This window comes from Nocardia sp. NPDC051787 (genome assembly GCF_040681325.1).
Classification (GTDB): Bacteria; Actinomycetota; Actinomycetes; order Mycobacteriales; family Mycobacteriaceae; genus Nocardia.
Genome location: NZ_JBFAYO010000015.1, coordinates 171,690 through 181,468, shown reverse-complemented (window position 1 = coordinate 181,468; position 9,779 = coordinate 171,690). Strand labels below are relative to the sequence as shown.

Annotated in this window: 15 protein-coding genes and 1 pseudogene; 12 read left to right on the top strand and 4 right to left on the bottom strand. The window is 65.4% G+C overall.

The features are described 5' to 3' along the window. Nucleotides 1-158: 158 nt before the first annotated feature. Nucleotides 159-635: a hotdog fold domain-containing protein gene (locus AB0M45_RS18245; protein ID WP_364329933.1), complete on the bottom strand. Its 477-nt coding sequence runs from the start codon at nt 633-635 to the stop codon at nt 159-161. Between the two features lie 434 nt (nt 636-1,069). Here AB0M45_RS18245 and rpsJ point away from each other — a divergent pair, with 434 nt between their 5' ends. The 11 genes and pseudogenes from rpsJ to rpsQ all read left to right on the top strand — a co-directional run. After that, complete coding sequence (rpsJ, locus tag AB0M45_RS18240) at nt 1,070-1,375, top strand: 30S ribosomal protein S10 (RefSeq protein ID WP_003938093.1); 306 nt, start codon at nt 1,070-1,072, stop codon at nt 1,373-1,375. A 14-nt stretch (nt 1,376-1,389) separates the two neighbouring features. Continuing rightward, on the top strand, nt 1,390-2,055 hold the full coding sequence (rplC, locus tag AB0M45_RS18235; RefSeq protein WP_364329928.1) for a 50S ribosomal protein L3: 666 nt from the start codon (nt 1,390-1,392) through the stop codon (nt 2,053-2,055). Then, nucleotides 2,052-2,726 (top strand): 50S ribosomal protein L4, encoded by a 675-nt coding sequence (gene rplD, locus AB0M45_RS18230; protein WP_364329925.1) that lies wholly within the window; start codon nt 2,052-2,054, stop codon nt 2,724-2,726. The genes rplC and rplD overlap by 4 nt, the downstream gene beginning before the upstream one ends. Continuing rightward, nucleotides 2,723-3,028, top strand: coding sequence for a 50S ribosomal protein L23 (gene rplW / locus AB0M45_RS18225; protein ID WP_011207266.1), 306 nt, complete (start codon nt 2,723-2,725; stop codon nt 3,026-3,028). Before rplD ends, rplW begins: the two co-directional genes overlap by 4 nt. Before the next feature lie 33 nt (nt 3,029-3,061). After that, nucleotides 3,062-3,898, top strand: coding sequence for a 50S ribosomal protein L2 (rplB, locus tag AB0M45_RS18220; protein ID WP_364329921.1), 837 nt, complete (start codon nt 3,062-3,064; stop codon nt 3,896-3,898). Between the two features lie 15 nt (nt 3,899-3,913). Then, complete coding sequence (gene rpsS / locus AB0M45_RS18215; protein ID WP_195129049.1) at nt 3,914-4,195, top strand: 30S ribosomal protein S19; 282 nt, start codon at nt 3,914-3,916, stop codon at nt 4,193-4,195. Beyond that, on the top strand, nt 4,192-4,593 hold the full coding sequence (rplV, locus tag AB0M45_RS18210; RefSeq protein ID WP_364329917.1) for a 50S ribosomal protein L22: 402 nt from the start codon (nt 4,192-4,194) through the stop codon (nt 4,591-4,593). Before rpsS ends, rplV begins: the two co-directional genes overlap by 4 nt. After that, on the top strand, nt 4,594-5,388 hold the full coding sequence (gene rpsC / locus AB0M45_RS18205) for a 30S ribosomal protein S3 (RefSeq protein ID WP_364329914.1): 795 nt from the start codon (nt 4,594-4,596) through the stop codon (nt 5,386-5,388). It begins immediately after the preceding gene. 3 nt (nt 5,389-5,391) lie between these two features. Then, a complete protein-coding gene (rplP, locus tag AB0M45_RS18200) occupies nt 5,392-5,808 on the top strand; it encodes a 50S ribosomal protein L16 (protein ID WP_067464324.1) in 417 nt (138 codons plus the stop codon). After that, a complete protein-coding gene (gene rpmC / locus AB0M45_RS18195) occupies nt 5,808-6,047 on the top strand; it encodes a 50S ribosomal protein L29 (RefSeq protein ID WP_040864843.1) in 240 nt (79 codons plus the stop codon). The genes rplP and rpmC overlap by 1 nt, the downstream gene beginning before the upstream one ends. A 20-nt stretch (nt 6,048-6,067) precedes the next feature. Continuing rightward, nucleotides 6,068-6,316: pseudogene (rpsQ, locus tag AB0M45_RS18190) on the top strand (30S ribosomal protein S17); the annotation flags it as partial. A gap of 123 nt (nt 6,317-6,439) precedes the next feature. Here the strand turns inward: rpsQ and AB0M45_RS18185 are convergent. The 3 genes from AB0M45_RS18185 to AB0M45_RS18175 form a co-directional block, all read right to left on the bottom strand. Beyond that, the gene (locus AB0M45_RS18185; protein ID WP_364329909.1) at nt 6,440-6,709 is read right to left on the bottom strand and encodes a hypothetical protein; all 270 of its coding nucleotides are present in this window, start codon (nt 6,707-6,709) and stop codon (nt 6,440-6,442) included. Between the two features lie 129 nt (nt 6,710-6,838). Further along, complete coding sequence (locus AB0M45_RS18180; RefSeq protein ID WP_364329906.1) at nt 6,839-7,318, bottom strand: DUF3558 domain-containing protein; 480 nt, start codon at nt 7,316-7,318, stop codon at nt 6,839-6,841. A 426-nt stretch (nt 7,319-7,744) separates the two neighbouring features. After that, nucleotides 7,745-8,941: a helix-turn-helix transcriptional regulator gene (locus AB0M45_RS18175; RefSeq protein WP_364329903.1), complete on the bottom strand. Its 1,197-nt coding sequence runs from the start codon at nt 8,939-8,941 to the stop codon at nt 7,745-7,747. A 35-nt stretch (nt 8,942-8,976) separates the two neighbouring features. Here AB0M45_RS18175 and AB0M45_RS18170 point away from each other — a divergent pair, with 35 nt between their 5' ends. Further along, on the top strand, nt 8,977-9,696 hold the full coding sequence (locus tag AB0M45_RS18170; protein WP_364329900.1) for a haloacid dehalogenase-like hydrolase: 720 nt from the start codon (nt 8,977-8,979) through the stop codon (nt 9,694-9,696). Nucleotides 9,697-9,779: the final 83 nt, after the last annotated feature.

Here is a 9,779-nt window from a genome sequence, read left to right as displayed (position 1 = left end):
GCGCCGCCCCCCCGGGGGGCCCTTGGCCGGCGGGGCGGGCGGCCCCGCGGCGCGCCCCCCCGGGCCGCGAACGGGCAATGCACGGTCTCGCTGCGCTCGAAAGCGGGGGTTTGGCCGGGTCGTTGCGTTGGCGCTGACCCGATCGGCAGCCATCTCGGCTATATGGGTGTCACCCAAGTGGTGATGTCGGCGTGCACGACCTCCAGGCCGTGCTTGTCGTAGATCGACACCGGCACCACCAGCTCGCGGCCTTCGGCGTAGGTCGCGAAGTCGGGCACCTGCGCCAGCTTCGCGACCGCGCGCAGACCGGTCTCCGCCTTGGCCAGGTACTGCACATTCATCGCCTTCGGAATCCACCGGTGTGTCGCGGGAACGGTCGCCTCGCTCAGCATGCCCATCGCGACCTCGGCCAAGTTGCACGCCGCGATGGCATGAAAAGTGCCCAGATGGTTGTGGATGCCGAACCATTTCGGCGAGGTCACCTCGCACAGCCCCGGTTCCAGCCGGACCACGTTCGGCAGCACCGTGCCGAAGTACGGCACCCGAGCCACCATCCCCAGCGAGAACAGGGTGTGCCCCAGCCGGTTGTCCGGCAGCTTCTTCCAGCCGCGATAGGTCGCGGTCTCGTTCGCCATGGGCGATATCTTACTCGCAAGTAAGTTCACTGTGCGCACCTGATTTGAAGTGTCGGCGGGGCGTCGGGCATACTGTTCGGGTTGCCTTGCACCGGGCCGTGTCTGTTTCCCTGTGAAACGGGTGGTCGGGCAGGGCGAGCAGTACCCCATCGTGTACCTCGCCGGGATTCTGGCGTGGGTACGTCCGGGACAGTGTTCCAGGCCTGAGATGCTTTGCGATCCAGAGCCGAGGAATGAGCGGACGGGCGACACGCCCGACCGCGTGGACCGGAGAACCATGACAGATGAACAGCGGCGAGGACCGGGCATGCCCGGTCGCGGTCTCTCGACTGAGACGTCTTCGTGTGTTCGGGCTGTGCAAATTGAGGGTGGTCCAGATAGCTGGCTAGCCGGCTTCCGGATCACGAAGGAAAGCGGAGAAAAGGACACTTAGCGTGGCGGGACAAAAGATCCGCATCAGGCTCAAGGCCTATGACCACGAGGCGATCGACGCATCGGCGCGCAAGATCGTGGAGACGGTGACCCGCACCGGGGCACGCGTCGTCGGCCCGGTGCCGTTGCCCACCGAGAAGAACGTGTACTGCGTCATCCGTTCGCCGCACAAGTACAAGGACTCGCGCGAGCACTTCGAGATGCGCACGCACAAGCGCCTTATCGACATCCTCGACCCGACGCCGAAGACGGTGGACGCGCTCATGCGCATCGACCTGCCGGCCAGCGTCGACGTCAACATTCAGTGACGGGGACTCGAGAAATGACTGACAACAAGAGCAGGCCGGCCGCCGGCATCCTGGGCACCAAGCTCGGTATGACCCAGGTCTTCGACGACAAGAACCGCGTCGTTCCCGTGACCGTCATCAAGGCGGGGCCGAACGTCGTCACCCAGATCCGCACCGAGGAGCGCGACGGCTACAGCGCCGTCCAGGTCGCGTTCGGTGCCATCGACCCGCGCAAGGTGAACAAGCCGGTTTCCGGCCAGTTCGCCAAGGCCGGTGTCACGCCCCGCCGCCACGTCGCCGAGATCCGCGTCGCGGACGCCTCCACCTTCGAGGTCGGCCAGGAGATCAACGCCGACGTGTTCGAAGAGGGCAGCTACGTCGACGTCACCGGCACCAGCAAGGGCAAGGGCTTCGCCGGCACCATGAAGCGCCACGGCTTCCGTGGTCAGGGCGCCTCGCACGGTGCGCAGGCGGTGCACCGCCGCCCGGGTTCGATCGGTGGCTGCGCCACCCCCGGCCGCGTGTTCAAGGGCATGCGCATGTCGGGCCGGATGGGTAACGACCGGGTCACCACGCAGAACCTGTCGGTGCACAAGGTGGACGCCGAGAACGGTCTGCTGCTGATCAAGGGAGCGATCCCGGGTCGCAAGGGCGGCGTCGTGATCGTCAAGAGCGCCGTGAAGGGTGGTGCGCACGCATGACCAGCCTCGAGAAGAAGGCCAACCTCACGCTGCCGGTCAAGGAGATCGGCGGCAAGACCAACGGCACCGTCGAGCTCCCCGCGGAGATCTTCGACGTCACCGCCAACGTCGCGCTGATGCACCAGGTCGTCGTGGCCCAGCAGGCCGCGGCCCGCCAGGGCACCCACGCGACCAAGACCCGTGGCCAGGTGCGCGGTGGCGGCAAGAAGCCGTACCGGCAGAAGGGCACCGGTCGCGCCCGTCAGGGTTCGACCCGCGCGCCGCAGTTCACCGGCGGTGGCACCGTGCACGGCCCGCAGCCGCGCGACTACAGCCAGCGCCTGCCCAAGAAGATGAAGGCCGCCGCTCTGCGTGGCGCCCTGTCCGACCGGGCCCGCAACGAGCGCATCCACGTGATCACCGAACTGGTGGCCGGTCAGACCCCGTCCACCAAGACCGCCAAGACCTTCCTGGCCGAGCTGTCGGACCGCAAGAAGTTCCTGGTCGTGGTCGGCCGCGAGGACGTCGCCGCGTGGAAGAGCCTGGCGAACCTGCAGAACGTGCACCCGATCGCTCCGGACCAGCTCAACACCTACGACGTGCTCTACAGCGACGACGTGGTGTTCAGCGTCGAGGCGCTCAACGCGTTCGTGCACGGCCCGGCCGAGGCTGCACAGGAGGAGAGCAAGTGACCACCATCGCCGACCCCCGCGACATTCTGCTGGCGCCGGTCATCTCGGAGAAGTCCTACGGACTGATCGAGGAAGGCACCTACACCTTCCTGGTGCACCCGGACTCCAACAAGACGCAGATCAAGATCGCCGTGGAGAAGGTCTTCGGTGTGAAGGTGACCAGCGTCAACACCGCCAACCGTCAGGGCAAGCGCAAGCGGACCCGCTTCGGTTACGGCAAGCGCAAGAACACCAAGCGCGCGCTCGTGACCATCTCGGCCGACAGCAAGCCCATCGAGATCTTCGGAGGCCCGGTCGCGTAAGCGCCCGGGATTCCAGAAAGCAGAGAAGAACTCATGGCAATCCGTAAGTACAAGCCGACAACGCCGGGCCGTCGTGGCGCCAGCGTCTCGGACTTCGCCGAGATCACCCGGTCGACCCCGGAGAAGTCGCTGCTGCGCCCGCTGTCCAAGTCCGGCGGCCGCAACGCCCACGGCCGGATCACCACCCGCCACCGCGGTGGCGGCCACAAGCGTGCCTACCGTCTGATCGACTTCCGTCGCCTGGACAAGGACGGCATCCCGGCCAAGGTCGCGCACATCGAGTACGACCCGAACCGGACCGCGAACATCGCGCTGCTGCACTATGTGGACGGCGAGAAGCGCTACATCATCGCCCCCAAGGGCGTGACGCAGGGCACCCGCATCGAGTCCGGCCCGACGGCCGACATCAAGCCGGGCAACAACCTGCCGCTGCGCAACATCCCGACCGGTACCACCATCCACGCGGTGGAGCTGCGTCCGGGCGGCGGCGCCAAGCTGGCTCGTTCCGCCGGTATGAGCATCCAGCTGCTGGGTAAGGAAGGCCCCTACGCCACGCTGCGTATGCCCTCCGGTGAGATCCGCCGCGTCGACGTGCGCTGCCGCGCCACCGTCGGCGAGGTCGGCAACGCCGAGCAGTCGAACATCAACTGGGGCAAGGCCGGCCGCATGCGCTGGAAGGGTCGCCGCCCCACGGTCCGTGGTGTCGTCATGAACCCGGTCGACCACCCGCATGGTGGTGGTGAGGGCAAGACCTCCGGTGGTCGCCACCCGGTCTCGCCGTGGGGTCAGCCGGAAGGCCGCACCCGCAAGCCCAACCGTCCGAGCGACAAGCTCATCGTCCGCCGTCGCAAGACCGGCAAGAAGCGCTGAAGGAGGAGGTAAGAAATGCCACGCAGCCTCAAGAAAGGCCCGTTTGTCGACGACCACCTCCTGAAGAAGGTGGACGTGCAGAACGAGAAGAACACCAAGCAGGTCATCAAGACCTGGTCGCGTCGTTCGACCATCATCCCCGATTTCATCGGGCACACCTTCGCCGTCCACGACGGCCGCAAGCACGTGCCGGTGTTCGTCTCGGAGTCCATGGTCGGGCACAAGCTCGGTGAGTTCGCGCCGACCAGGACGTTCAAGAGCCACGTCAAGGAAGACCGGAAGAGCAAGCGGCGATGACGACTGAGACTCAGAACCCGACTGCGCGCGCGACCGCCAAGTACGTTCGCGTCACCCCGATGAAGGCGCGCCGTGTCGTGGACATGGTCCGCGGCAAGCGCGTCGAGGACGCCCTCGCCCTGCTGAAGTTCGCGCCCCAGGCCGCGAGCGAGCCGGTCGCCAAGGTCGTCGCCAGCGCTGCGGCCAACGCCGAGAACAACCTCGGCCTGAACCCGGCCACCCTGGTCATCTCGACGGCCTACGTCGACGAGGGCGCCACCATGAAGCGGTTCCAGCCCCGTGCCCAGGGCCGTGCGTTCCGCATCCGCAAGCGCACCAGCCACATCACCATCGAGGTCGAGAGCATCCCCACCGCCGGTGGATCCACTCGTAACCGCCGGAAGGGAGGGGCAAAGTAAATGGGACAGAAGATCAACCCCCACGGCTTCCGCCTCGGTATCACCACCGATTGGAAGTCGCGTTGGTACGCGGACAAGCAGTACGCGGACTACGTGAAGGAAGACGTCGCGATCCGCAAGCTGCTGGCCACCGGCATGGAGCGGGCGGGCATCTCGAAGGTCGAGATCGAGCGCACCCGTGACCGTGTCCGGGTGGACATCCACACCGCGCGTCCGGGCATCGTGATCGGCCGCCGCGGCGCCGAGGCCGACCGCATCCGCGCCGAGCTGGAGAAGCTCACCGGCAAGCAGGTGCAGCTGAACATCCTCGAGGTCAAGAACCCGGAGTCGGATGCGCAGCTGGTGGCGCAGGCCGTCGCGGAGCAGCTGTCCAACCGTGTGGCGTTCCGTCGCGCGATGCGCAAGGCCATCCAGTCGGCCATGCGTTCGCCGAACGTCAAGGGCATCCGCGTGCAGTGCTCGGGCCGTCTCGGTGGCGCGGAAATGTCGCGCTCGGAGTTCTACCGCGAGGGTCGGGTGCCGCTGCACACGCTGCGTGCCGACATCGACTACGGCCTCTACGAGGCCAAGACCACCTTCGGTCGCATCGGCGTGAAGGTCTGGATCTACAAGGGCGACATCGTCGGTGGCAAGCGTGAGCTGGCCGCCGCTGCCGCCGCGCCCGAGCGTCCGCGCCGGGAGCGGCCGAGCCGCCCGCGTCGGTCCGGTTCCTCCGGCACCACGGCGACCAGCACGGAGGCCGGGCGCGCCGCCACCGCGGTGGCCGATGCTCCGGCAGAGACACAGGAGGGCTGACGCATGCTGATGCCTCGTAAGGTGAAGCACCGCAAGCAGCATCACCCGGGCCGTTCCGGCATGGCCAAGGGCGGCACCTCGGTGGCGTTCGGCGAGTACGGCATCCAGGCGCTGGAGCCTGCTTACGTCACCAACCGGCAGATCGAGTCGGCGCGTATCGCGATGACTCGCCACATCCGCCGTGGCGGCAAGATCTGGATCAACATCTACCCGGATCGTCCGCTGACCAAGAAGCCCGCCGAGACCCGCATGGGTTCGGGTAAGGGTTCGCCGGAGTGGTGGGTCGCGAACGTGAAGCCCGGTCGGGTCATGTTCGAGATGAGCTACCCGAATGAGGAGACCGCTCGTGAGGCCCTGCGCCGCGCGATGCACAAGCTCCCGATGAAGTGCAGGATCGTGACCAGGGAGGAGCAGTTCTGATGGCTACCGGAACACCGGCCGCAGAGCTCCGCGAGCTCACCGAAGAGGAGTTGGTTGCCAAGCTGCGCGACTCCAAGGAAGAGCTGTTCAACCTGCGCTTCCAGATGGCGACGGGTCAGCTGGACAACAACCGTCGCCTGCGCGTCGTCCGTCACGAGATCGCGCGCATCTACACGGTCATGCGTGAGCGTGAGCTCGGTCTGGCCACCGGACCCGCTGGCAAGGGAGACGCCGCATGAGCGACAAAGTAGAAGGGCAGCGCGGCACCCGCAAGGTGCGTGTCGGTTACGTTGTCTCCGACAAGATGAACAAGACGATCGTCGTCGAGCTGGAAGACCGTAACCGGCACCCGCTCTACGGCAAGATCATCCGCACCACCTCCAAGGTGAAGGCGCACGACGAGAACGAGATCGCCGGCATCGGCGACCGCGTCCAGCTGATGGAGACCCGCCCGCTGTCGGCCACCAAGCGCTGGCGGTTGGTCGAGGTCCTGGAGAAGGCGAAGTAAGCCTGCTCCACGGCTGACAAGTCGAACAACGAAGGCCCGCTTCCCGTTTCGGGAAGCGGGCCTTCGTCATCGGAGCCTCCGAGCCGCCGATCCCCGATGACTGGAATTCGATTCGCCGAGCAATTATTCGAGCGATTGCGTGCCAGACACGATGTTGCCCGCGTTGTCGACATCCTGGCCGACGAGCCTGGACAGAGACAGACGCATGACCTCCTGCATGTCCTTGACCATCTCGATTTCCTCGCGGATCGCGGTATCGAGGTCATGTCCCTGGCTGATGAACTTTCCTTGGAGCGCTTTCGCCATGTCGAAATCGCCGAAGCCGGAAACGTTCTTCGTTCGGTCGACGAGCAGGAACAGGAGTCTTGTAGATCGGCGATGCGCTGCGTGCACGCATTGAGGCATTGACGGGCCACGGCCTCGTTGTCGAGGTGGAGTTCGCCAGACCTGGCCTGCTCGGCGAACTTCGACCACTGCGTTGCTTGGTCGTCGGCCATGTGCCCCTCCCAGTTCGGTCGGTTCCTATTTGGGCAGATGGGGGATCAGCTGAGCAGCGACCGCAGGCAGCGACTTGCAGGGATCAGGCAAGCCGTCCACTCCAGGCAGATTCACCAATGCGATTTGCACACTGCCCTGCGCCGTGGTGAACACGACATCGCACTTGAGGTCTTTGGAGCCACCGGCCACCCGGAACTGCTCACCAGCGCGGCGGGCGATCGTCACGTTCTGGAACTCGACGTTTCCTGGTTTACCGCGGTAGTCGTCGATGCTGCGCGCCGAGGAGTACACCGTGATCGCGTACTGGTCCCCTTTCCAGGCGCAGATCTCCCACCCGGACTGTGGTACCCCACCGATCCCACTTTCCTGGCTCGCCGGATCGACACCGGCCGCGCGGATGGCGTCGTCGGGGATCGTGCATGGGTTGTACAGGGCAGCTCGAGCTGGACTGGCGGCCGTCGTCTTGTTCTCGTTTATCCACGGCGCTACCGCCGCATGCGACAAGTCCGGGAGCCAGTGCGGCCATTAGCCGTGGGCTCATATCTGGCGGCACAATCCTGCCGAAGTGGACCAGCGTCTGATAGGCCACCCGCTTCCACGCACACCGGTCGATGCGGCATTCGTGGTGTCTTCGCATCTGCTGGTGTGCCAACTCGGCATCGGCGAACCTGCAGATCGCCGGTGGGGTGACGATCCTGTCTCTGCTCGGTCCGCTCGCGGTGAACTTCTCCAACTGCATCCCTAGCGCCTCCCTGTTCGATCGTGGTAGGCGCCTGGAGCCGGGCTGTCAGTGCCGATCCTTTCAGCCGCTACAGCTCCCGATATGGTGAGTTGGCTTGCAGCACAACCGACTCCAGGCGTCGGGATAACGCTAAGAAGGTGTGAGCGCGACGACCTGGTCTCGGAGACCGGGTCGCCCCTCGGTCCGGGTCAGGTGTCGATGCCGAGCCGTTGGGCCAGGACGACGGCTTGGGCGCGGTTGGCCGAGCGTGTGCTGTGCAACAGACGGCGCACCATTTCCTGTGCGCCGACATTGCGGTCGAGATCCTCGGGCGCCACACGCTCGGCGTTCAGTAGATGCAGCAACGTTCCGGTTTCCTCGCGGCGCAACTCATATGCCCGCGCGAGGTCCAGAGCAAGGGTGAAATGCCTTTCCACCGAGAGGCATTCGGACGCATCGAGCTGGTCCGCGATTCGAAGTGCTTCCGTCGAGTCCCCCGCTTCCAGCTCGATCGACACCGAGTGGAGCCCCACATTGAATCGGCTGAACATCGTGTGGCCAACATTGCCCGCATCTTTGGCGTGCACCGCGAGAGGACATACGGTGTTCAAGCGGTTCCGCGCTGCCCAATGCCGACCTGCCCGTGCTTCGGCGACCGTAGCTACGAGATTGAGCGCACCTGCCAGCGCGATCGACGCCGCAGAGGTACCGGACTCAGCCACCACCTCCTCAGCGGCAACGACAGCAAGTTCGACAGCCGCCTCATACTCGTTCGACATCAGCAACGTGTGGCCGAGATTCCAACGCGCTATTGCCACCCGAATCGGGTCGTCGGCATCCTCAGCGGCGCGTAAGCCGCGGTCAGCGACTAGATTCGACAGGTCAGTACGACCGACTCGACGGGTGACAGTCCGAAGCAGGCCGTACAGGTCGGTTGCGATCACCGCGACCTGTCGGCGCTGCGGTGCTCGTCTTAGACCGCGCAGGGTCGCTTCGGTATCTCCGATCAATTCGGGCAGCACCGGGAGCAACTCGCTGTAACGGTGACTGCTTGTCAGCCATATCTGCCAGGCATGTTGAACCCGGTCGGACAGTTCGCCGAGATCGACGACGCTCCCGCGGCCGGACATGAGCGCAAAGGCCAAACGGTCGCCGCTGGTGGATACCGATTTGGGTACTTCGGCAGGGGAATCGCCGAGCAGTATCCCTACCGGGACGCCCAGAACCGATGCCAGCGATCGCAACACCCCCGCGCTGGGGGTCTTACGACCACGCTCGACTTGGCCGAGATAGTCGGTGCTGATACCCGCCAACCCAGCAATGACCGCCTGCGTACGCCCGCTCCGCTCACGATGCAGCCGGATCCGGGCACCGATATCGTCATTCGACAGCGGCGACAAGGTCATGCAGGTCACAGTAGGACCGGGAGGTACGGGTTCGCATGGAATACGCGCACTGCGACACCGAAAGCGTGCTGGTGCTCTGGGACATCGACCACACTCTGATCGAGACCTGTGGCGTCGGCCGTGCCGCGTTCGCTGCCGCCTTCGAACAGGTGACTGGACGGGCCCTTGAACAGATGCCGCACATCACCGGCCGCACCGAACCCGACATCTACGCGGCGAGCGCCGAACTGCACGAAATACACCGGCCGCCGCCGTTCAGCGTCTTCGCCGACAGTCTCGCAGCGGCCTATCGTGCGCGGCAGGACCAACTACGTCGGCACGGTTGCGTGATGCCCGGGGCCAAAGATGCGTTGACTCACCTGGCCGGTGTCTACGGTGTGCGGCAGTCCGTGTTGACCGGAAACACCCGAGCGGTATCTCGGATAAAACTTGAAACTTTCGGCTTGCACGTTTTCCTCGATCTGGAAACCGGCGCATACGGCGACGACAACGGGCACCGACCCGAGTTGGTTTCCATAGCACAATCTCGCGCCACCTCCCGGTACGCGAGCGAGTTCGACCAGCGGAACACCGTTCTCATCGGCGACAGTCCCGGCGACATCGAGACCGCGGTCAAAGGCGGGGCGCACATCATCGCGGTCGCCGCCGGAGGCACGCCCGCATCGAGTTTGGCCGACGCTGACCTGATACTTGATGACCTGACTGACGCACAGGCCGTTGCGAAAGCAATTCACGCACTGGTGCATACGGAGTAGACAGCTGGTTGTGCCGATAGGGTGGAGCGACGCGCGGCGCTGGGGCCGCGACGAGAGCGCCGAAGACGCTTCCTGCTCCGCTT

What these genes read in the sequence shown, in the direction of transcription:
- rplV (WP_364329917.1), top strand. Translation starts at nt 4,192, where the DNA reads ATGACGACTGAGACTCAGAACCCGACTGCGCGCGCGACCGCCAAGTAC.
- rplC (WP_364329928.1), top strand. Translation starts at nt 1,390, where the DNA reads ATGACTGACAACAAGAGCAGGCCGGCCGCCGGCATCCTGGGCACCAAG.
- rpsC (WP_364329914.1), top strand. Translation starts at nt 4,594, where the DNA reads ATGGGACAGAAGATCAACCCCCACGGCTTCCGCCTCGGTATCACCACC.
- AB0M45_RS18175 (WP_364329903.1), bottom strand. Translation starts at nt 8,941, where the DNA reads ATGACCTTGTCGCCGCTGTCGAATGACGATATCGGTGCCCGGATCCGG.
- rpmC (WP_040864843.1), top strand. Translation starts at nt 5,808, where the DNA reads ATGGCTACCGGAACACCGGCCGCAGAGCTCCGCGAGCTCACCGAAGAG.
- rplP (WP_067464324.1), top strand. Translation starts at nt 5,392, where the DNA reads ATGCTGATGCCTCGTAAGGTGAAGCACCGCAAGCAGCATCACCCGGGC.
- rplD (WP_364329925.1), top strand. Translation starts at nt 2,052, where the DNA reads ATGACCAGCCTCGAGAAGAAGGCCAACCTCACGCTGCCGGTCAAGGAG.
- AB0M45_RS18170 (WP_364329900.1), top strand. Translation starts at nt 8,977, where the DNA reads ATGGAATACGCGCACTGCGACACCGAAAGCGTGCTGGTGCTCTGGGAC.
- AB0M45_RS18245 (WP_364329933.1), bottom strand. Translation starts at nt 635, where the DNA reads ATGGCGAACGAGACCGCGACCTATCGCGGCTGGAAGAAGCTGCCGGAC.
- rplB (WP_364329921.1), top strand. Translation starts at nt 3,062, where the DNA reads ATGGCAATCCGTAAGTACAAGCCGACAACGCCGGGCCGTCGTGGCGCC.
- rpsS (WP_195129049.1), top strand. Translation starts at nt 3,914, where the DNA reads ATGCCACGCAGCCTCAAGAAAGGCCCGTTTGTCGACGACCACCTCCTG.